Genomic DNA, 21,363 nt, shown 5'->3' with positions numbered 1-21,363 from the left:
CGCTAAGTTTTTTTTGCCACAGATTATGAGGATTAAAAGGATTTTTTATCTGCTGAATCTGCAATCCCGATAGCTATCGGGAGCGTGAGAATAATCTTTAAGATACAGTAACCACAAAGTTTGTCATTTCGACATAAGGAGAAATCTCCACAAGTAACTCCGCAAAGAGAAGCCAATCTTTGTAGAGCTTCTCGCGAAGATTTCTCCTTCGTCGAAATGACATAAAATGAGAAATAAAAAAAACTACGCAAAATAACTGCGCAGTAGTATTTGAATCTTTGAAAAAATAAATTGAGAGATATGAGAAATTTAGAATTTGAAATCCATCCTTTTGATCAAGCTTTCTATATTGAATCTTTATTAAAGAAAACACATTCAGTTTTAAATGATGCTAAATCATTAAATAAATTTTGGATGAAGAGGAACTATCATTGTAAAAATGACGATATGATTCTAGATTTATTTGAGAATATTATTCTTAATGCGGGAGGAGTTTCCAGATTTTTTTGGCCTTCAAGCAAAAAAGTACATTATAAAATTAGAGGGAAAAAACTACGCGAAGTTTATGAAATTAATGATTCAAATGTTTTAAAAAATCGAGACATGCGGAATCACATCGAACATTTTGATGAAAAATTAGATGATTTTTTAAAAGAATTTTCTACATGGAAAGTAACGCGAAAGTATGTGGGGCCATTAACTTTTGTAGATGATAATAGAACATTTTTCAGAGCATATTTTTATGATAAGGATATTTTTAAAATTTTCAACGTAGAATATGAAATGGAGCCAATTATTGCTGAAATTAGAAGAATTCATGAGATTTTATTACAACAACAAAAAAATGGTAGTCGATTTTAAAATAACTGCGCAGCAGCAAAGAACCTTTGCACCTATGAACCTCTGGCACTTTGTCCCTTAAAAAAGAAAAAAAATGAAAACACAAATAAACGGTACAGATATATTAGAATTAGGATTCCCAGAAGGAAAAATAATTGGAATTGCCTTAAAAATAAACAGCAAAAGAAACGGATTCACAAGAGACGAAATGATTGCCAATTTCAAAAACGTCTTAGAAACTCCAGAAAACTATATAGACGATAAAATCTTCAGCAAACTGGCTGTGGCTTTAATCGAAAAATCGAATGAAAAACCAGAAGATTTCATTGCTTTAAATCAGAATCCGAATGCGTATTCGGCTTACGGATTGGATCATATCGAAGACGGAGCCAGAAAACAAATGGAAGTGGCCATGAAACTGCCAGTTACCGTTGCGGGAGCTTTAATGCCAGACGCACACCAAGGTTACGGATTACCAATTGGCGGAGTTTTAGCCACAAAAAATGCCATTATTCCGTATGGTGTTGGAGTTGATATTGGATGTAGAATGGCGTTGTCGGTTTATGATATTCCAGAGGATTTTTACTTTGAAAACGAAGCGAAGTTCAAAAAAGAATTAATTACGAATTCCATTTTTGGAGCGGGTCACGGATTTCACGGTCAGTACAAATCAGATCATGCGGTTTTAGAGAACGAAACGTTTAATATGAATCCGTTTGTGAAGAATTTGAAAGATAAAGCCTGGTCGCAATTAGGATCTTCGGGTGGCGGGAATCACTTTGTGGAATTCGGAATCATGGAATTTGCGAAAGACGATGCGGTCTTGAATATCCCAAAAGGAAAATACGTCGCTTTGTTAACGCATTCTGGTTCACGCGGAATGGGAGCAACCATTGCCGGACATTATACTAAAATAGCCAAAGACGAATGTAAACTTCCAGAAGTTGCCAAAAACTTGGCGTATCTGGATATGAACTCGCAATTAGGACAAGAATACTGGCTTGCGATGAATTTGGCGGGAGATTACGCTTCGGCTTGTCATGAGATTATCCATAACAAAATGGAACGCGCTTTGGGTGCGACGATTTTAGCCAAAGTCGAAAACCATCATAATTTTGCCTGGAAAGAAATCTGGAACGGCGAAGAAGTGATCGTACATAGAAAAGGAGCAACCCCAGCCGGAAAAGGCGTTATGGGAATCATTCCGGGAAGTATGACCGCACCGGGATTTTTGGTGAGAGGAAAAGGTGAGGAGAATGCCATTAATTCGGCTTCGCATGGAGCAGGAAGACAAATGAGCAGAACCCAAGCCATAAAAAACATTACACAAACCGAAATGAAATCGATACTGAGAGATCATGGCGTTACGCTTATTGGAGCAGGTCTGGACGAAGCTCCAATGGCGTATAAAGATATCAATCAGGTTATGGAAGCGCAGAAAGAGTTAGTCGATGTTGTTGCCAAATTCACGCCGAAACTGGTTAGAATGGCTGATGACGGAAGCAAGGAAGACTAAGTTTTTTTAGTATTCAGTCTCAGTCACAGTTTTCAGTGTAGAGGTGTGCTGCAGTTCGTGTAACAGAATATGAATAAAATTAAAATAAATCCAAAAGACGAAGGTTCAAATCCTTCCTTCGCAGCAAATAAGTCGCGGTAGTTTAGCAAGGGAAAACAGTTGGTTTTAAATTAAAGAGAAATTAGTTTATATTTGTAAGTTAATAATTACAAATATGAATTAAAATGATCGAAAGTAAAGAAGTAGCGACAAAAATTAGTGAGTTAATGCTCAATATTGGTAAGGAATTAAATGAATCTGTATTCCTGGTTCAGGAGCAATGCAGTGAGAGTGAATTTTTTATTTATCGAAGACAGGTTGGAATTATTATGGGAAACATTTTATTGGATGTGTTGAATCCATTATATGAGAAACATGCAGATCTAAAACCCCGTGAGCTAAAATAATGATTACGGATACTTAAATAATAACAGGTCACAAAGAGGAAAAAAACTTAGCATCTCAGCCTCTTAGAACCTTAGCACCTTTTTTTAAAAAAATGAACAAATACGAACGACTGAAAACAGAATTAGAAACAGTCGGAAATGGAAAGATGAAAGCATTTGGAGACTCAATGCGTCCGATTTTAAAAAGCGGCAGTCTCTTAACTTTTCAAAAAAGCGAAAATTACCAAATAGGAGATATTGTATTCTGCAAAGTAAAAGGCAGATATATCGACGCTCATAAAATTATAAAAACCGACGTAAACAAAGGTTTCCTAATCGCCAACAATCACGGATTCGAAAATGGCTGGACCAAAATTATTTACGGAAAAGTGGTTGAAGCAGAATTTAAAAATGAAATTATTTATAAAAAGTAATTGAATGATGTTGGTAGATGATAAAAGAATAATAGCACTAATAAATGCTTTGGAATCAAATGGATGGAAAAATGCAGGCTTTAGCGATCAGGTTATAGAATGGTATTTCGCTGAGATTATTGAATTTGTTTCCGTTTGGAGTCCTCTGGGTAAAAAACTTTATATGGTTTTATTGATAAATGAGTTAGATTATCCTAAAAAGAACATTGTAGAAATTGGTTTTTCATTAGTGCCATGTAATGTTAGTAATACTTTTTTTGAGAATATTTATCTTAAGGATATTTTACAAACGGACTTAAAAAAATTTTGCGAAAGTATCAATAGTAAAGCTTTACACGATTAAAAAATCACAAAAAAATAAATAATAAAGGTCTCAAAGAGAGAAAAAAAAACTTAGCACCTTAGCCTCTCAGAACCTTAGCACCTTAAAAAAAAATGAATTACATAGACATAGGTATCAACCTAACCAACAAACAATTCCAAAACGACATAGACGATGTTGTACAAGACGCGATTGACGCCGATGTATCGCAAATGATCCTAACGGGAACAAGCGTGCGAAACAGCGAAGCATCATTAGAAATCGCAAAACAATATCCGGGAGTATTATATGCTACAGCCGGAATTCACCCGCATGATGCGAAGAGTTTTGATGCGCAGAGTATTTCGAAACTCAGGAAATTATTAGAACTGAAACAAGTCGTTTCGGTTGGCGAATGCGGACTCGATTTTGATCGTGACTTTTCGCCCCGAAACAAACAGGAAGAATGTTACAAAGTTCAATTAGAATTGGCGATTGAAGTACAGAAACCTTTGTTTTTGCACGAAAGAAGCGCTTTTAATTCATTTATGAATATCACAAAAGACTATCTGCCAAAACTGCCTAAAGCCGTTGTGCATTGTTTTACGGGAACTTTGCAGGAAGCCAAAACCTATCTCGATAACGGATTTTATCTGGGTTTTACAGGAGCGATTTCAGATGTTAAACGTTTCAGCCATTTAAAAGAAGTCATTCAGTACGTACCGCTCGACCGAATGATGATTGAAACCGATGCGCCGTTTATGCTTCCTAAAAATGTCCCGAACAGCCTTTTAAAAAAATACCACGAACGCCGTTGCGAACCTGCTTTTCTACCGTATGTTGCTGGAACTATTGCACAGTTTAAAGGAATTACTTTGGCTAAAGTCGCGGAGGAAACAACTAGGAATTCTAAATGCTTTTTTGGGATTTAGATTTTAATTTATAAAGATTATTTGTTGGCTTTTAAATCAGGGGTTTGTACTTGGTTTGAAGGCTTTTTGTTTGTATATATTTGGAAATATTCAATTTCTATATTATGGAAAACCGTAAAATATCTTCTAAAAATTTTTGCATTTTTGATTACTAGATTTTTTAACAGAAAATAAAGCTAACTAACCAACATAAACCAAAATAATTATGAGTAATAGAGGTTCAGAATGGAGAAAATGGAATTTTCATGTTCATACTAAGGGAACAAATAAAAATGATCAGTTTACTTCTGGAAGTATGGATGATTTTTTTTGTACATTTTTTAAAAAGGCATATGAAGATAAAATTGAGGCTATAGGAATAACTGATTATTTTTCAATAGATAGATATTTAGATGCAATTAATTATGTCAAAGAAATACATACTAAAGAAGATGAAGATTGGGAGGAAAAACTTTTTTCTGAGGATGAAATAAATTTTATCCGAAAGATATTTATTTTCCCAAATGTAGAACTTCGAATTTCCCCAACTACAAAAAAAGGAAAGTTTATAAACTTACATTTTATATTTGATCCAAAGATTGTTGAAAATTTGAATAATGAATTTTTTAACAAGATTAGTAATGTTGAGAATTATTTAATGAATTATCAAGGTATAAAGGATTATGCTAAGCATATAAATCCTTTATTAAATGATGATCAACTTTATAAGTTTGGGATTGATAATTATAATATAGAGTTTGGGAGTATCAAATCTTTATTGGAATCAAACAAATTAATTAGAGATAATTCGCTTATTGCAGTTAGTAGTAAATCGAATGATGGAGTTTCGGGGTTAAAAGATTATTATGAAGAATTTGAAAAAGAAGGAGGAAGTCTTCTTGGAACTGTTAAATCAATTTATAAATTAACCAATATTGTATTCTCCAATGCTCCTTCTGATAAGGAATATTTTTTAGGAAAAAAAACTTCAGAACAAGAAGTAATAAGTCATACAGGATCTTTAAAACCATGTATAATCGGATGTGATTCTCATAGCGAAGATACTTTATTTAGTAGATTTACATGGGTAAAATCAGATTTAACTTTTGAAGGATTAAGGCAAATATGTTACGAACCTGAACAAAGAGTTAAAATACAAAATGATAAACCGGATTTTAAGGAAGATAAAGTAATAATCAATAAGGTTCAATTTATATCAGAGAATAAAGTCTTTACCAATAAAGAAATTTATTTGAATCCAAATTTAAATGTTATAATAGGTGGTAAATCTTCAGGTAAATCAATTTTTCTTTATTCTATGGCAAAAACATTATTAGTTGATGACACTATTTTGAAAAATGAAAATTTAGAAGAAAAATACAATTTGAGATCTATTGATTCGGACTTTAATTTTAGAATTACAACGAATTCAGGAATTTCACAAGAAATGTTTCGCAGTTTGGACGAGAATTCCGTAATTCCAGATATTAAATATATTCCACAAAATTATTTGGTAAAATTAGCCGAACCGGATATAAATAAAAAAGGAAAATCTTTAAATAAATTAGTGCGTGATTTAATTAAAGAAGATCAAGATTCAAAAGACAAATATGATCAGTTTATTAGGAATGTAAAGCAAAATGATAAAGAGAGAGATGATTTGCTAAGTAAATATTTTGAACTTTTAGAAGAAATAGCAAAAACTGAATCTGAATTGAAAACCAAGTCAAATAAAGAAGTTCTTGAAAAAAACATTAAATCGAATACTGAGAGTGTCGAAAAATTAAATAAAGAATCAGGTTTAAGTGATCAAGAAATTTTAAAGTATAAAGAAATTCAAACGAAGTTAGAGTTTAATACTATTCAGAAAAATAATTTTAACGATGATTTTAACAATATTAATGCTGGTTTATCTGATTTAAAAAAGCTTTCAAATGATATTTTAGAGAAGAAAAAAGAATTTGTAGAAAAAATTAAAACAGAAAGTGTTAAACAATATTATGTCGATAAATTATCATTTATTGATAAAATTTATTTAGATATCACAAAAATATTTGAAGAGATTGAAATTCAGACTGATGAAGCAGGAAAGAGGTCTTTTAAAAATGAAAATCTTTTAAAAAAGAATTTAATTTCTATAAATGGAGAAAAAGCAACTTTAACAAAAGAATTAGAGCCATATCAGCAAAATGAAAAATTGAAAAAGCAGATTGAAGTTTTAAATCAATCAATTATAGATGATAAAAAACTATTGGCTGATATTGATTTATTAAATAAAGCGATATTGGATAAAAAATCGCTCAGTGAAAATTGCAGACAAGATATATTTAAACTATTTAGAGAAAACTTTGAAGAATATAATAAGATTATAAACGAACTTAAGCATAGAACTTTAGAACTAGAAGGTGACGGATTAAAAATAGATGGTATAGCACAGTTTAATTTTCCAAAATTTGTTAAAAATTTGTATGAAGTTAGTGACGGTAGAAAAGCGTCATATAATAATTATACAATTTTAAAGGAAACTCATAAAGCTACTTCACCAACAAATTTTGAAGAAATTATTAACGAAATTGAAAAAATATTTATTGACATAATTAATGGTGATTATTTTATTTTAGCAAAGTTTGGTAAAATGCAAGCCGTAAAAGAATTGCTGGATGATTATTTCTTTGATTATTGGAAAATAACTTATAAAGAGGACAAATTAGGAGAGATGTCTACAGGAAAAGCGAGTTTTGTGATCTTAATGTTAATAATTGGTTTAAGTAAATCAAAAGCGCCTATTTTGATTGATCAACCAGAAGATAATTTAGATAATAGATCGATAACTTTGGATTTAGTTTCTTATTTAAAGAATAAAAAATTGGAAAGACAAATTATCATTGTTACTCATAACGCAAATATAGTTGTTAATTCAGATGCTGAAAATGTTATTGTGGCAAATCAGAAAGGACAGAATGAGATTGATAGTTCCAGTAATTTTAAATTTGATTTGATAAATGGTTCAATTGAAAATACTTTTGAGAAAATATTAGAAGAAACAGATATTTTAAGAAGTATGGGAATTAGGGAGCATATTGCGGATATCGTTGAAGGAGGAAAAGAAGCTTTTAAAAAGCGAGAAGAAAAATACGGATTTTAAGAAAAACAAAAAAAGCGCAAAACTTATGATTTGCGCTTTTTTCAATTCTATATATAAAAAGAAAAATCCTTATTTCAATTTCATCAATTTTTCTAAATATTCAACCTTATCTTTTTCAGCCTGAACCAAACGCTCATAAAGTTCGACAACTTTGTCAAGAGCATTGAAAGTACAAGAATTAAAAGGACCATTTACTTGGCCGTGGTTAGCACTATTATCGTAAAAATTATTAAAGAAATTAAAAACAGATTCTTCGGTAAAATTTTCAATCGCTTCTACTGTTACTCCAAGTGCTTTTGCAATTTGTACCAGTTTATCAAAATCTACAGTTTCGCTGGTTTCAATGCTTGAAATCGTCTGCTGGCTTGTGCCAATGGCATCAGCAAGTGCTCCTTGTTTCATGCCGCGAAGTTCTCTAATTCGGCTGATATTTCTACCGATATGTTTGGGTCTGTTTACTGTACTCATAATTCAAAGGTATTTATTTTTTTTGATAAAAACAGCTATTTGTAAAATACAAGATCAATTGGTATTATACGATTTTGTTTAGTTTTTACAAAATCAAATATACACTTTTTCTTACTTTAATTAAATTGTATATTTGCATTATAAACCTCATGAAAAATGAACTACAAAATATCATTTAAGGAAAGAGCTAAGTTAGGCATGGAAATTCTATCCAAACAGTCTCCAGTTACCTTAGAAAAAGCCAGAGCGCAGGTAGAACGCTTAAGTCAGGCAAGCAAATCAAAAGTGAAGAAACATTTATAAGTGACGACTTAACAGGAGAAAACCTTTTTAATCCTGTAATGGATACACAAACAATAACCGAAGACCTTTTTGAGCAGGAATAATTTTAAAAGTTCCGTTTATGCTTTCCATTCTTAAGGACATATTACTCATGCCGTTTCCCTTTTGTGTGGTTTCAGATAATCCAATTCCGTTATCGATAATCGTAATACTGAAAGAATCTTCATTTTGGTCAAATTCAATAAAAATCTCACTTGCCTGGCTGTGTTTGTATATATTGTGAACTGCTTCTTTAACTGCTAAAAAAAGATTCCGTCTGGCTTTTACCGTTAGATTCGTTTCCTTTTCGGGAACATTCAATTTGAAATGCGAATCGATACTCGTTTTACTTAGGAAACGTTTGATATACAAAGTCGTATATTCTATAAAATTACCAACAGTATCGTTTTGCGAGTTCAAACTCCAAAGAATTTCGCGCATGGCTAAATTCATATCTTCAGAAGTATTTATTATGGCTTCTAAATCTTCAGAAAAACTTTCCTGAGGCATTTTATATTTTAAAAATTCGGCCTGAAGTTTTATAGCCGAAATTCCCGCACCCAGATCATCGTGCATATCTTGCGAAATACGTTCTCTTTCGAGCTGAATGGCTTTTTGGCGTTCTAATTCTTTTTGCAGTAATTGGTTCTGGAATTCGCTTTCTTTTATTTGATTTTCCTGCTGCTGAATCAGCTGTTTTTTGTTGTAAATAAAGACCATCATAATAATGAAGCACACAAACATCAGCATTATGATAATGGCGATAATGTAGGTTAATTTTATTTCTGGGGGCAGTTCTCTCATTTTTTTATGTTTTTTGCGATTGTCTCGTATTCAATTAAAGCTTTAAAAAATAAAAGATACATAACGCAGTTTATCGCATATAAAAATTCTCTGAGTAATTCTAAAAAAGGCTGATCTTCGATATTAAAAAAATCTCTTGGAACAACTCTAAAGATAAAAAAACAACTCCAAAGAAGTAAACCTGTCGAAATCCAAAAATTAGGATCGTTTGTAATTTTAGATTCTGAAGGCAAAGCAATTTTTTGATAGAACCAAAATATGCTAAATACAATATAAAAAATAGGTAATGCTATTATTAACAAAGAACCTATTTCTTCCTTTGAAAAAAATGAGAATAATAAAACGCTTAAAGAGCTTAAACCAGATACAAAGTGAAATTTCTTTCTTAATTTTTTTTGAAATGACTGAGCATAATAAAACCAGAAAAATGCAATACAGAATATGCAATATAATGTATACTGAAAACTCCAATCTTTTTTAATTAAAATAATTATCCATGAAGATAATTCTATAAGGAAGGTAATAAGAAGATATACAAACAAATAGTTCTGGCTAGAAAGACTAAATTTTCTAGCCAAAACTATTGATTTTAATAGTGTTATAAGTAATATTATCTCATAAAGATATATCATTAAGGTCTAAGGTTTCCTAGATCGTAACCATCGCCTTCACTATACAAGTTGTTCTTCTTGTCAAATATGGCATGAACGCAGAAAGCAATTCTTTTGTCTCTATCTATAAAATGTGCAGAAAATTCATGATCTGCACTAACCGGGGAATACTGAAACATGTTAAATTTTAAGGCAGAAATGCTAGGATGTACTTTTTTCATTTCGCCTAAGTATTTATTAATTTCTTCCATAGAATATGAGATTAATGTGTCTTTCTTATTTTCAGGATGAGTAGGTAATTTAGCTCCTATACCATTCACAAAATTATCTTTCAAATTTGTAAAATCACCTTCTTCTATGATAGATTTATCATCTAAAATATATTTTTTGTCATCACTTTTAATTGGGCATTGATCATTATCTGAAAAAGATAATCCTAAATATAAAGCCTTACCTTTTTGGATATAATAAAACTTACAAAACTTTTTGTTTTCATTTTTAATAAGTAACTCTTTAAAGATTTCTAAATCTATAAAAAAGGTTTCTGTTAATCCATCAATCCTTAATTTTTGGTAGTTCTCGACAAAAAGATTTTCGATTTCTCTATCAATTTTTTTTGCAAAATCAATTACATCGATTTTTTCTTGTTTTAATTTTTCTAGTTCCATGATTTGTTAGTTTTTGGTGTTAAACTTATTAATAGCTTCAATTTTATTACTTACTTGTAATTTTCTGTAGATATTGCCAATGTGTTTTTTTATAGTGTCGATGGTGACATTTTTTTTATCGGCAATTTCTTTGTAGAGCAGTCCTTGTGCCAGCAGTTCAAGAACTTCTTTTTCGGTTACGGTAAGTAAGGCCAAACTTTGTACCTGTACTTTCGATTCCTGAAAATGCTGTAAAACCCGCTTTGCAATTGTAAAACTCATGGGTGCGCCTCCTTTATGAGCTTCGAGAATAGCCTGAATAATTTTATCGAGAGGATCACCTTTTACAAGATAACCGCTCGCGCCTGCACGCAGGGCCGAAAAGATTTTTTCGTCGTTTTCGAAACTGGTGCACATTATAAAACTCGTTCCCGGCATTGCTTCTGTCAATTTAGAAACGATATCAATTCCTGATGCATCCTGAAGCTGAATATCCATTAAAACCACGTCTGGTTCCAGGTCTTCCAATTTTTGCAATGCGCTTTTACCATTAAAAAACTGAGCTGCGCATTCCATGTCTTCCTGAAAATCGATGATACTCTTCAGGGCCTGACTGTAATGTTTATCATCTTCTACTATGGCAACTCTTATTTTCATGTTGTTACATTTTCATTACAAAGTTGGGTAATAAGTATTTTGACCACAATTACCCTTTTGGGTGATATTTCAGAATTAAGCTTAACGTGGATAAACTTACAAAAAAATAAAGAAGAATGTAAGAAAAAAAATATCACCCAAAAGGGTAATTGATTGGTGTAGTGATCTCTAAATACATTTGATACGTTAACTAAAAACATTAGAAATCATGAAAACAACCTTATTATTTTTTTTATTTTTTGGATTTATAGGCTATAGCCAAGACAAAGAAAGCCGAATAGTTACTAAAATTATTGAAATCGATTTAAGCGAACCTAATTCAAATAGCATTAAAATGTGTAATGATGTAGGATGTACGCCTGTAGAAAATAAAAAATGGCTTTCTGCAAAATGTAGTGAAATGATTGCGGTTAAATTATTAAACGCTAATCCTTTTAAATATACTTATAAAATTGATACTAAAGAAATCTCTTTTTTTAATGATCAAAGTGCGACAGGAGAAAACTTAAAAGCAAAAGCAAAAATAAGTGCAGATAGCACGTTTAAATTATTGTCTTTTTTTCCTGATAGAGATAAAATGTATATTAAAAACATTATTGACCAAAATCAGCAATTAGCTCAAGGTATCGATAGCTTAGGCTACGAAGTAAAGAGTCTTTATGGAATTTTAAAGCAAAAAAACACACTAAAAGCAAATGATTACGCTCCGAGAAAAGATTTCCTAAATAAAGCAAAAGCACAGTTGAGAAATAGTTATGAATTGTTGAATGTTTTAGAACAGTTTAGTGACAATGAACAATATGGAACAGTTAAAAGTAGTCTAATCGAAACAAAAGTAAAAGCTGAAAAAAGCATTGATTCAATTATTGAAAAATTCTACAGCATTGATTTTGATGTTTATACGCGACCAATCGACGTACAAGGTAAAAATATTGATGTTGTAGAATTCACAATTAATCAATCTAATAAAGAAACCAAAAAGAAAGATGAAAATTTCGATAGTAAACCGTATAATATCTGGATAAAAGGCGGTTTAAAAATTGATGTAAGTGCGGGAGTGTTTTTCACTTCGCTTTACGATTCAGAATTTAGTACAAAAGACGATCCAGCCATTGCAGGCAATAAAATTATTACTCTAAAAAATGGAGGAGATTATGATTTAGCATTTGGTTCGACAATTAATACTTATATGCGTATGAATTCCTGGGTTGTGCCAACACTTAACTTTGGTGCAGTCATAACTCAAAATCAAAAGTTGCAGATACTTTTAGGAGGCGGGCTTATATTGGGCAAGCAAGAACGCATTATTTTTTCTGGCGGGCTTACTATGGGGAAAGTTACTAGAATTGCAGACTCTTATTCTGTTGGTGGTTCTTATAATCTGGGAAATTCCGGAGACGTTCCTACGCAAAACCAGTTTAAATTTGGGCACTTTTTTGGAATTACCTATAATTTAACCAAAGTTAAAAAAATAAGCCTCGATAAAGGAATCGAACAAAACTAGATAAAGAGACTTTTTCTTATTTTGGTGAAAAAGAAATTTTATACCAATAAAAACCCAAACCCTGCAAATACCAATTTGCAGGGTATTTTTTTGCAATCAAATAGTACTTTTAATTCGTAAGATTTTTTAACAATCAAAAGATATTCTTTTATGAAAAAATTAGTTTAAAATTCTTACTTTACAATTTCAAATTAAAAGCCCGTAGAGATGAATAGAAGCACACCAATCCAAGATTTAGAAAACAAAAAATATCCCCTTCTGCAAAAAAGTGACGGTTTTTCACTTTAAACCCGAACCAATACTACACAAACTAAACTGTAAATATTTAGAAATAACGCTTGTTTTACACTAATACATAATGAAAAAAAGTCTTAAATACATCGACGGAACTTCGGATAAATTCTGGGAAATCGAAGTTACAGGATCAAATTATACCGTGACTTACGGAAAAAACGGAACATCAGGAACAACGCAAACCAAAAGCTTTGGTTCTGACGAAGAATGTTTAAAAATGGCTGAGAAAGTATTGGCCGAAAAAGTAAAAAAAGGATATTCAGAATCAGGTGAAGTAGATGTGGTTTCGAAACCAAAATCGGCGAAAACCAAAAACTCAGATGAGGTTATTGAAGAATATGACAGCATTATAAAAGCTAAAAAGATTTCTTTGTTACTGCCGTTTCTAAAAGAAAAATCAAAAGGCAATATTGAAGCTTTAAAAAAGCACATTAAAAAATGCAAGCGTTACTGGATGACGTATACTGATTTGACCAAAGATCCGGGTTATGTAAAAAAAGACAAACACGACTACGGCTGGGGCCGACGCGGCGATATGGAACAAAATGACATTATCACCCTGAGTGCTATAGCCTTATTTGACAAAACCGATATTAATTCGTGGGATGAAGCCCTGCATTTGCTTAACGATATCGATACAAAACCTCAAGTGTTGGAAACCCTGATATGGGCAAAACCAAACTGGCTGGAAACGTTTATTCTTGATAAAGTAAAAAGACAGGATTGGGTAACCTTTAATTATCATAATTTGAGAAAACTTGAAGACGAAGGATTATTGCAATTCAATCCAGAATTATATGCTTTGAGTTTAGCGGCAACAAATGAGTGGCGCGCAAAAATGAAAACCAGAAAGTTTATCGAAACGATTGTAAATGATAAAACGGGATATCAAAGAGATATTCCTGAATTGTTTAACTACGAAACAATTCTTCATAACAGTTTTTTCCGTGATAATGATAAACAAAATTATGACGAATTTCAGACCTGGAGTATTGTATACAAAACGTTATTAGACGAGAAAAAAATGGATCGCAGTTTCTTTATCGAAAATGCCATCCAGATTCAAACCAAAGAATGGAACAACAACCTGAAATCTTTCTTTAGAAAAAGAATCGAAGAATTTCAGGCAGCAGAAGATGAACTGGTTGTTTTTCAGGAAAATATATTTTCGTTTTTACACAACGCGTATCCGCCCATAACGAGCTACGGAATCGAGCTGGTAAAGAAAATCTACAATCATCCAAAATTTAAAACCAAATCATTCTTAGAATGGCTTGAACCTTTAATGATGCGCGGCGACTGCAAGGCAGCAATAAAAAGTGTTCTTCCGGTTTTAGAAAAAATAAGCAAAGCCAATCCGAAATTGAACAATCAAATCGCTTCAATTCTGGCCGATGTTTATGTGATTTCTGATTTAACATTACAAGAAAAAGTATCTAAAATTATCCTGAAAATAGGTTCTGCAAAAGACAAAGTACTGAAAGAAAAACTGAGTTCGTATGTTACTTTAATGCAGGGAAATATAAAATCAGGATTAAGTCAGTTTTTAGATGAAGAAGCTTTAACGGCAGATCATGATACTTTAGAAGAATATCATTTTGAGCCTAAAAAAGAAACTTTGCTTCTGGAAGAAGTACAGCTTCCAAATGACTGGAATGATATTGTGTTTCAGTTTGGAAATTTCATTGCATCAGATGAAACGCTCGATACTGAGATTTTAATGAATACCTATATTCAGCAGAGAGATTTATTTCCGGCAGACTATAAAACACAGTTGCAGCCGTATGAAAAACAGCTTCAAAAGCATTATTTTGAAGCCGTTCATAAAAACTTTATGAAGTCGTTTTTATCTCAAAAAATAGAAAATATCAACGCCAAATTTGACAGTAAATACAAACACTACTCAAAAATAAATACCAATCTATTAATAAAACCTTTACTGGAGAAAGTGCAGGAGAAAATGGATTCAAATTCTACTCTGCCTTTGCTTTCATTTCCGAGTCATAAACCCTATTGGGTCGCACCAAAAGTTTTAGTAGAAAGAGTAATTCAATATCAAAAAAACAATGAAGAAATAGATTCAGTCGATTTAGCGATTGCAATAGCACGTATGCCGAGAGAAAATGTCGAAGAAGCAATTCCGTTATTAGATCAGGTTGAAGGAGAAATAAAACCGCTTTTATCATTCTGTCTTGGAGTAGACGAAAAATTGAATTTAGATTCGACTTCGTTATTTTCAAAAGCGTTGGCTGTTTTAGGAAAAACGACAAAAGAAACCGGAAATTTATCGCTTTGGGCAACAGCAGCAAGAACTTTTTATCCAAACGATACTTTTACAGAATTTGAAAATACCTATTTAAAAGAGATTCCGTTTGTGGTTTCGCCCTTTGTTGCGGAAATAAAATTTAAAGAAAAATGGAACGAATGGACAAATTATCAAACCAAAGAAAAAGAAAGAACACCTTCTTGGTATGAATTAAAGTTTGATTTACCAAATTACACCAAAATTCCAAACTACTTATTGTACAGTCAGGATATTTACAATCGCGGCAACAGCTGGGATTATTTATTAAGTTATGCCGGAAATACCTATTATTGGCACAGTTTAACCCCACAGAATTCAGATGCACTGGCTTTGACTTTATTACAAAATTGTGCCACTGGCGATGGGTCAAAACCAGAATTAAAAGGATTTTTAGACGTTATGAACCGACCAGAATTTAGATCTTCTGAAACGACTCAGCTTTTATTTGCTGCCTGTTTCTTTCAGGAAAAGAAAGATTTACGATTGCTGGCATCAGAAGTATTGATAAATTTAATTGAAAAACAAGCTGTTGATGTTGTTGTTTTTGCTGAAAAAGCGGCCAAACTGGCTTCAGAAAAATATGGTGTTTTCTTAAGGTTTTCAGACGGAATTACGGCTTTAAAAGATATTTCACCGCTTCATAACAGTGCTTTACTGCAATTGTTCAATGCTTTCTTTGATAATCTTGACTTGAAAGACAAACTGCCGACAAATTTCAAAAAAATGGTCGAAAATTATGTCGATATTTTAACGAAAACCAATCAAAAACCTACGCCAAAAGCCGTTGCATTTTTTGAACAATGGAAAGACAATTCAGCACTTAAATCATTAGTGAAGCAGATTTTAAAATAAACAAAATGACAGATTTAGAATATAATTATAAAGGAGTTTCGACGTATAGTAAAACAAAAGGCATTAATAATTTGGTTTTGGCACATCAAACCGAAATCGAGGAAGTCAATAATATTCCGTGTTTTTTCTGGGGAAGTTTAACAGATCCTTATGTAACGGCAAAATGCTGGAGTACGATTGCAAAAGTCGTTCGTTCGAGTTTTGGACCAATTCCGCCAAGTCTTCGTGATCCTATTGTTTCTGCGGGATCAGAAAGACTTCGTTTTGAGGGATTTTCTTCCTGCAACGGAGTTTATGTAAGATTAGACATGAAACCTGAAGCCGTTGACGGAGAATTTATCGCAAACGGAACAACAAATGTTGACTTTAATGATCCAATGCTGAATGCGCTGAATGCGATTCAAAAAAACGAAAAAGTAACCCTTGCCGTTGGTCAGCAGGACGTTCAGGTAATTACCAGCAAAGCAAAAGTAGTCGAGAAAAAAGTGACTTTGCCAATGCGCTGGATAAAAGGATTAACAAGCGTACAGTTGTATCTGGCTGATATGGATTTAAAGTTCGAATTGAATAAAATCCAAACCATTCAGCTTTTTCAAAGTCTGCCAAAAGGAAATGTAAAAGGTGATTTCTTTATAACCAAAAGAGCCGGAAAATTTATGTTTTCGACATTAGCCACAGCAGACAGTGTTAGAATTGGTGGTGTACAAAGATTGCGTTTATTAGAAGGTATTCTGGCAATTGTAGATAAGATTTTTATTTACGAATCTGATGATAAACAAACTTGTGCTGTTGTCTGCGAATTTGGAAAAATGCAGTTGTTAATGGCTTTTTCTCCAGATTCGTACCGCGGATTTTCGGGTGAAGGAAACGTATTGGAAACCATGACAGAAAACCTGCCTATAGAATGGGTTTACGGATTAAACAGTTTATTAAAATCAAATGAAATGTTTGACCCAACAATGCTTTCGATAGAAAATGATATTGATTTTGGAACAATGGATAATCTGACTTCCAATTTATCTTCGATGGGATTATTGGGTTATGATTTAAGCGAAAAAGCACATTTTTACCGTCGTCTTCCTTTTAAAACAGAGCGTATTTTGTCTTTAAACCCGAGATTAAAAAATGCCAAAAAACTAATCGATAATGAAGAAGTAGAAATCGTTGAAAGAAAGGCTGACTATATCGAAGCCAAAGTAAAAGGTTCAGGCGTGGTGCATAAAGTAATTATCGACAATACTTCGCAAAGATGCACCTGCGATTGGTTTACAGCTTATCAGGGAAAAAGAGGAATCTGTAAACATATTTTAGCAGTAAAAATGACGATTTCTTAGTATAGTATATTGTGATAAATTCATGGTTTTTGCAATTATTTGTTAAATTAAGGTGAAATATGCTACATTTGTACCTGTAATTAAAAATAGAAAAAATACATATGACACTTTCAGTAAGCAAAAAATTTGAACGTTTAGCCGGAGATTATCCAGCTGAAAGCTCAGGATGCTATATGTGTTTTTATGAAATTAAAATGTAAAATTTAGAGTCAAACTCATCATAATACAAAAAAGCGTCCTCATTTCAGGGCGCTTTTTTTGTTTTTTTAGACCATTTGAATTCGTCGAATAGTGCAAAAAGAGATTGAAAAATGATTAAAAAAGAAGTCGCAGCTAAAAAAAACTAAAAAAATAATTGACCAAATGTTTAATGATTAATAAAAATAGCGAAATATAATCTTGGAAAGTAATCCGATGAGTAACAGTCATTTGATAAAAAGATAAATCTGCACCAGTTTGCGGACAGGAATTTCTTTGCTTTAACCTTATAAGTAACCAATTGATAATCAATAAAATAATGTTAAAAAAGATTTGCAAATATGATTTTTTCATCATTATCTTTGCCAAACAAAATTGAAACAAAGAGTTTCATACAACAACAACAACAACAACAACAACAACAACAACAACAACAACAAAAATTTTAAAATAGAATACAATGAGTTTTAAACTATACATACAAAACCCAATACTAGCAGCCTCGGTTTCATACCGTGAAGGGTTTTACATGATGGTGCATCAATATAGGCAATAGGATATTTATATCGTATTTGTTATGAAGCACCTTTAATTGGGTGCTTTTTTTGTTTTAGGGCAAAAGGTTAGAGATTAAAAGAAAAAAGTTTTTTACCTAACCTGGAATCTTAAAATAAATACGCAAAATAATTGCGTAGAACGATTGTAATATTTGTTCGTAAAGAATTAATGTGAAGTAAAAAGTAAGAACCGTTAGCAGTAAATGCTGATAGTTTAAGTTTAATAATAAAAATTTAAGGATGAATCAAGAAATAGGATTTGAATCGGCGGGGCATATTAGTCAAGCCAATAGAGTAGAGTTTAGTGAGCTGTCATCTGCCTCAATTAAAAAGATGGATTTAGAGCTGATTAACCTATGGAATGAAAAGGTAAATTTTTGGGATATGATATATATCATTTAGAGATATTTCTCTGGTAAAGCAAGGGTGCTTTGAACTTTTGTGATATTGGATTTCCCGGAAAAACCTTTGATTTCCTGTGATTTCCAAGAATTGCAAAAAAAAAAATACCATGCAAAACAATACACTAGAAAAATACAAAAAAGCAATTAGAAAAAAATACGACATAGAAAAAGAAGGCAGATACTTTGATTATTTGTACAAGCCTTCTCGTGGAAAACTGCGTGATTTGTGCTGGCTTATTTTCGAGAATAACACAACCAAAGAGGATTTAAATGTTTTCAGCAATTTCCTTTCTATGGATTTTGATCACACCAAAAAGAATAAGTTTAAGGAGAAAAAAGATAAGTTCAGACCTATTGAAACTTTCTTTAAGGGAGAAACAGATCTATCGAACATTGATGCTATAAATATGGCAGCGATTATGGTCGATTTCCATCCGCGTCCTTTCAAAAAGTTTTACGAAAATTCTAAGACTGATGAAATAAAACCAGTTAAACGGATGGATAAAGCTAAAGCAGTCTTTGAGAAAAAGAGTACTGCAAAAAAAGAAAAGCATGAAAAAAAGTCTAAGAAAAGTTTCTTTCTAGATTTTAAAAGCATGTTTTTCTAGGGGTTTGCCACAAAGACGCTAAGACACAAAATTTTTATCCACAGATTATAAAGATTAAAAGGATTATAAAAAATCTGCCAGATCTGTGAGAAACTATCTTAGCGTTCCTTGCGGTTAAAAAAAACAATTATTAAAAATTTAAAAATGAAAACAACAGATAAAATTATTATTATCGATTTAGAAGCAACATGCTGGCAGGGCGTGGTCCCGAAAGGCCAGCAAAATGAAATTATCGAAATTGGATTAGCGGTTTTAGATTCACAAACAGGTGAAATTACAAAGAACAAGGGAATTTTAATAAAGCCCCAGCGCTCGACCGTGAGTCCGTTTTGTACAGAATTAACCACCATTACTCAGGATTTATTAGATAAAAACGGTGTTTCTTTTGAGGAAGCTGTAAATCTCTTAATCGACGAATACAATCCCGATTTATATACTTGGGCAAGTTACGGTCAGTACGACTTAAATATGCTTACAAAACAATGCAAATCGTTTGGTATTCCATATCCAATGGGAGAGGAACATATTAACGTAAAAGAGCATTTTGCTGAAAAGTTTGGTCTAAAAAGATCCACCGGAATGAACGGTGCCCTGCAATTATTGAATATTCCGCTTGAAGGAACACATCACCGCGGAATTGACGATGCCAAAAACATCGCTAAGATTATGCATTGGTGCCTTAAAAATTAGAATTTAATTTGTTAAGAACAGTTATCAAAAGGATAGCAGATAACTGTGCAATGAAGCTGCAGATAATTTAGTATCTGCAGTTTTTGTTTTTTATAATAGTTTACAATTTAAAATATCACCCAAAAGGGTAATTGATTACTATACTGTTCTAACTATACATTTGAATCATTAATAAAGACAGTATAGAATAAATCATTTTGCCTTTGAGAGTTTTCAAAAAATACTATTAAGTAAACCTAAAAAACGATATCATGAAAAGTTGTAAAAATTATTCAGTAAGTAAAATTCTTGTATTTATTTTTTTAATGAATATTTCGTATAAAGGAATCAGCCAGACCATGGTGGGAAGAATTTATGATTATGTAAGACAGCAAAGCTTTGTGCTTTTTGATAATGGATTCATTATACAGAATGAGAATCCTATGAATAGTGGTTATGTACAACGAGACCCTTCGGGATTTATGTATCTTAGGATACCAGCTGTAAATCCTATTGATAATGCTTATTTTGTTGCTTGGGATAAAAATATAGTAGAAATTAATCGATATAGGGGCGCTAATATAGTGGGACGTTATGAAGGTTTTGTTCCTGTAAATCCGTATAATACAGTTTACCATACACCCAGTTATAATCAAAATTTTGGAGTTGAGATTTCACCAGGCAATTTTACTCCAATTCCTGATGGAGTTGTAGATGAAAATAAATCTTTTGGGGATATTATGATTACAAATGAAGTCAAAGCGCAGGAATGTTATCAAAATGCCTTTTCTCCTTCAACAGGACTTGATAGAGAAAAATTTACTATGTGTATGATTCAAAATATGGCAGGTAAAAGAGAACTGGATATTTTAAATTGTGTTCGAGATTCTAAAACGCCAGAAGAACAAACTCTTTGTCTATTTGGAAAATTAGGAGGATCTAAAGAAAGAGAAATTGCTCAAAAAATTTCAGAATGCTATGCGAATTATGGAAGTGATTGGAGTAAATATCCATTGTGTATGTCATCTTATGTAAATGATCCAACAGTATCTAAGGTACTAGCCTGTATGGAACAGCAAAGTAAATCAGGTAATGTTAGTTTTATGGGAACAGCTATGTGCTATGGATTGCAAGAATTTAATATGAATGCAGAAACTCAGATTATATTACAATGTGCTGCAGCTTCGGGAGGAGAACCTTATACTTTTGCCGGATGTGCGGGTGGGCAGTTACTGGCAAGAGAACTAGACAAATGTTTTACAAATGGTGTTGGTGGTGATAGTGGATGTTTTGGTAAAAATAATGATATTGTAAAAGGGCTTAAAGCAATTGGAGATGCCCTTAATGTAAAATTTGGACCAAATAATGATATTACAAAATTATGGAATAATACGGTAAGCGATATTACAAATGGCCCAGGTTATAATCATGATGCAGTAAAAACAATAAGAAATATAAGTAATGAAGTTGATAGAGCTGCTGATAATGTGAGTAAAGCGGTAAGGAAGGCAGTGCCTAAAATTAGAATTAAATGGTAATTTTTAATCAAAAGATGTTT

20 protein-coding genes are annotated in these 21,363 nt (G+C 32.1%); 15 read left to right on the top strand and 5 right to left on the bottom strand.

The genetic code is table 11. The features are described from left to right. Positions 1–300: 300 nt before the first annotated feature. The 7 genes from FJOH_RS24510 to FJOH_RS24480 all read left to right on the top strand — a co-directional run bounded on the left by FJOH_RS24510 (position 301) and on the right by FJOH_RS24480 (position 7,572). Entirely contained in the window at positions 301–861 is a 561-nt protein-coding gene (locus FJOH_RS24510; protein ID WP_012026711.1) for a hypothetical protein, read from the top strand. 73 nt (positions 862–934) lie between these two features. Continuing rightward, complete coding sequence (locus FJOH_RS24505; protein ID WP_012026710.1) at positions 935–2,356, top strand: RtcB family protein; 1,422 nt, start codon at positions 935–937, stop codon at positions 2,354–2,356. A 224-nt stretch (positions 2,357–2,580) separates the two neighbouring features. After that, complete coding sequence (locus tag FJOH_RS24500) at positions 2,581–2,802, top strand: hypothetical protein (RefSeq protein ID WP_012026709.1); 222 nt, start codon at positions 2,581–2,583, stop codon at positions 2,800–2,802. 92 nt (positions 2,803–2,894) lie between these two features. After that, a complete protein-coding gene (locus FJOH_RS24495; protein WP_012026708.1) occupies positions 2,895–3,215 on the top strand; it encodes a S24 family peptidase in 321 nt (106 codons plus the stop codon). 4 nt (positions 3,216–3,219) lie between these two features. Beyond that, entirely contained in the window at positions 3,220–3,558 is a 339-nt protein-coding gene (locus FJOH_RS24490; RefSeq protein ID WP_012026707.1) for a hypothetical protein, read from the top strand. Positions 3,559–3,650: 92 nt separating this feature from the next. Next, positions 3,651–4,448, top strand: a complete 798-nt coding sequence (locus FJOH_RS24485; RefSeq protein WP_012026706.1) for a TatD family hydrolase — start codon at positions 3,651–3,653, stop codon at positions 4,446–4,448. Positions 4,449–4,653: 205 nt separating this feature from the next. Further along, positions 4,654–7,572, top strand: coding sequence for a TrlF family AAA-like ATPase (locus FJOH_RS24480; RefSeq protein WP_012026705.1), 2,919 nt, complete (start codon positions 4,654–4,656; stop codon positions 7,570–7,572). 69 nt (positions 7,573–7,641) lie between these two features. Here the strand turns inward: FJOH_RS24480 and FJOH_RS24475 are convergent, their stop codons facing one another. Further along, the gene (locus FJOH_RS24475) at positions 7,642–8,040 is read right to left on the bottom strand and encodes a helix-turn-helix domain-containing protein (protein WP_012026704.1); all 399 of its coding nucleotides are present in this window, start codon (positions 8,038–8,040) and stop codon (positions 7,642–7,644) included. Positions 8,041–8,196: 156 nt separating this feature from the next. Between FJOH_RS24475 and FJOH_RS27110 the strand changes: the two genes are divergently transcribed. After that, on the top strand, positions 8,197–8,343 hold the full coding sequence (locus FJOH_RS27110) for a hypothetical protein (protein WP_165768437.1): 147 nt from the start codon (positions 8,197–8,199) through the stop codon (positions 8,341–8,343). A 27-nt stretch (positions 8,344–8,370) separates the two neighbouring features. Here FJOH_RS27110 and FJOH_RS24470 read toward each other — a convergent pair whose 3' ends face one another. From FJOH_RS24470 to FJOH_RS24455, 4 genes are read right to left on the bottom strand one after another with little or no spacing between them, the layout of a single operon-like run. After that, positions 8,371–9,165 (bottom strand): sensor histidine kinase, encoded by a 795-nt coding sequence (locus FJOH_RS24470; RefSeq protein WP_012026703.1) that lies wholly within the window; start codon positions 9,163–9,165, stop codon positions 8,371–8,373. Continuing rightward, complete coding sequence (locus tag FJOH_RS24465; RefSeq protein ID WP_012026702.1) at positions 9,162–9,797, bottom strand: hypothetical protein; 636 nt, start codon at positions 9,795–9,797, stop codon at positions 9,162–9,164. The genes FJOH_RS24470 and FJOH_RS24465 overlap by 4 nt, the downstream gene beginning before the upstream one ends. Beyond that, on the bottom strand, positions 9,797–10,444 hold the full coding sequence (locus tag FJOH_RS24460) for a hypothetical protein (protein ID WP_012026701.1): 648 nt from the start codon (positions 10,442–10,444) through the stop codon (positions 9,797–9,799). The genes FJOH_RS24465 and FJOH_RS24460 overlap by 1 nt, the downstream gene beginning before the upstream one ends. A 6-nt stretch (positions 10,445–10,450) precedes the next feature. Further along, positions 10,451–11,080 (bottom strand): response regulator transcription factor, encoded by a 630-nt coding sequence (locus FJOH_RS24455; RefSeq protein ID WP_012026700.1) that lies wholly within the window; start codon positions 11,078–11,080, stop codon positions 10,451–10,453. 208 nt (positions 11,081–11,288) lie between these two features. Here FJOH_RS24455 and FJOH_RS24450 point away from each other — a divergent pair, with 208 nt between their 5' ends. The 7 genes from FJOH_RS24450 to FJOH_RS24425 all read left to right on the top strand — a co-directional run bounded on the left by FJOH_RS24450 (position 11,289) and on the right by FJOH_RS24425 (position 21,343). Then, entirely contained in the window at positions 11,289–12,584 is a 1,296-nt protein-coding gene (locus FJOH_RS24450) for a hypothetical protein (protein ID WP_012026699.1), read from the top strand. A gap of 358 nt (positions 12,585–12,942) precedes the next feature. Further along, the gene (locus FJOH_RS24445; protein ID WP_012026698.1) at positions 12,943–16,035 is read left to right on the top strand and encodes a DUF6493 family protein; all 3,093 of its coding nucleotides are present in this window, start codon (positions 12,943–12,945) and stop codon (positions 16,033–16,035) included. Between the two features lie 5 nt (positions 16,036–16,040). Continuing rightward, a complete protein-coding gene (locus FJOH_RS24440) occupies positions 16,041–17,369 on the top strand; it encodes an SWIM zinc finger family protein (protein ID WP_012026697.1) in 1,329 nt (442 codons plus the stop codon). Positions 17,370–18,364: 995 nt separating this feature from the next. Further along, entirely contained in the window at positions 18,365–18,526 is a 162-nt protein-coding gene (locus FJOH_RS27105) for a hypothetical protein (protein ID WP_159436639.1), read from the top strand. Positions 18,527–18,635: 109 nt separating this feature from the next. Continuing rightward, a complete protein-coding gene (locus FJOH_RS24435; protein WP_012026696.1) occupies positions 18,636–19,136 on the top strand; it encodes a hypothetical protein in 501 nt (166 codons plus the stop codon). 144 nt (positions 19,137–19,280) lie between these two features. Beyond that, positions 19,281–19,826, top strand: a complete 546-nt coding sequence (locus FJOH_RS24430) for a 3'-5' exonuclease (protein ID WP_012026695.1) — start codon at positions 19,281–19,283, stop codon at positions 19,824–19,826. Between the two features lie 251 nt (positions 19,827–20,077). Further along, positions 20,078–21,343 carry a hypothetical protein gene (locus FJOH_RS24425; RefSeq protein WP_012026694.1) on the top strand — a complete coding sequence of 422 codons (1,266 nt, stop codon included), beginning with the start codon at positions 20,078–20,080 and terminating at the stop codon, positions 21,341–21,343. Positions 21,344–21,363: the final 20 nt, after the last annotated feature.

The sequence above is a fragment of the Flavobacterium johnsoniae UW101 genome, from assembly GCF_000016645.1.
GTDB lineage: Bacteria > Bacteroidota > Bacteroidia > Flavobacteriales > Flavobacteriaceae > Flavobacterium > Flavobacterium johnsoniae.
Note: the sequence above shows the minus strand (reverse complement) of the source record. Positions and strands in the feature narration are given on the sequence as shown.

Coding starts and splice junctions, on each gene's coding strand:
- FJOH_RS27110 (WP_165768437.1), top strand. CDS start 8,197: ATGAACTACAAAATATCATTTAAGGAAAGAGCTAAGTTAGGCATGGAA.
- FJOH_RS24455 (WP_012026700.1), bottom strand. CDS start 11,080: ATGAAAATAAGAGTTGCCATAGTAGAAGATGATAAACATTACAGTCAG.
- FJOH_RS24440 (WP_012026697.1), top strand. CDS start 16,041: ATGACAGATTTAGAATATAATTATAAAGGAGTTTCGACGTATAGTAAA.
- FJOH_RS24500 (WP_012026709.1), top strand. CDS start 2,581: ATGATCGAAAGTAAAGAAGTAGCGACAAAAATTAGTGAGTTAATGCTC.
- FJOH_RS24435 (WP_012026696.1), top strand. CDS start 18,636: ATGCAAAACAATACACTAGAAAAATACAAAAAAGCAATTAGAAAAAAA.
- FJOH_RS24460 (WP_012026701.1), bottom strand. CDS start 10,444: ATGGAACTAGAAAAATTAAAACAAGAAAAAATCGATGTAATTGATTTT.
- FJOH_RS24480 (WP_012026705.1), top strand. CDS start 4,654: ATGAGTAATAGAGGTTCAGAATGGAGAAAATGGAATTTTCATGTTCAT.
- FJOH_RS24505 (WP_012026710.1), top strand. CDS start 935: ATGAAAACACAAATAAACGGTACAGATATATTAGAATTAGGATTCCCA.
- FJOH_RS24425 (WP_012026694.1), top strand. CDS start 20,078: ATGAAAAGTTGTAAAAATTATTCAGTAAGTAAAATTCTTGTATTTATT.
- FJOH_RS24490 (WP_012026707.1), top strand. CDS start 3,220: ATGATGTTGGTAGATGATAAAAGAATAATAGCACTAATAAATGCTTTG.
- FJOH_RS24470 (WP_012026703.1), bottom strand. CDS start 9,165: ATGAGAGAACTGCCCCCAGAAATAAAATTAACCTACATTATCGCCATT.
- FJOH_RS24510 (WP_012026711.1), top strand. CDS start 301: ATGAGAAATTTAGAATTTGAAATCCATCCTTTTGATCAAGCTTTCTAT.
- FJOH_RS24430 (WP_012026695.1), top strand. CDS start 19,281: ATGAAAACAACAGATAAAATTATTATTATCGATTTAGAAGCAACATGC.
- FJOH_RS24485 (WP_012026706.1), top strand. CDS start 3,651: ATGAATTACATAGACATAGGTATCAACCTAACCAACAAACAATTCCAA.
- FJOH_RS24450 (WP_012026699.1), top strand. CDS start 11,289: ATGAAAACAACCTTATTATTTTTTTTATTTTTTGGATTTATAGGCTAT.
- FJOH_RS24445 (WP_012026698.1), top strand. CDS start 12,943: ATGAAAAAAAGTCTTAAATACATCGACGGAACTTCGGATAAATTCTGG.
- FJOH_RS24475 (WP_012026704.1), bottom strand. CDS start 8,040: ATGAGTACAGTAAACAGACCCAAACATATCGGTAGAAATATCAGCCGA.
- FJOH_RS24465 (WP_012026702.1), bottom strand. CDS start 9,797: ATGATATATCTTTATGAGATAATATTACTTATAACACTATTAAAATCA.
- FJOH_RS24495 (WP_012026708.1), top strand. CDS start 2,895: ATGAACAAATACGAACGACTGAAAACAGAATTAGAAACAGTCGGAAAT.
- FJOH_RS27105 (WP_159436639.1), top strand. CDS start 18,365: ATGAATCAAGAAATAGGATTTGAATCGGCGGGGCATATTAGTCAAGCC.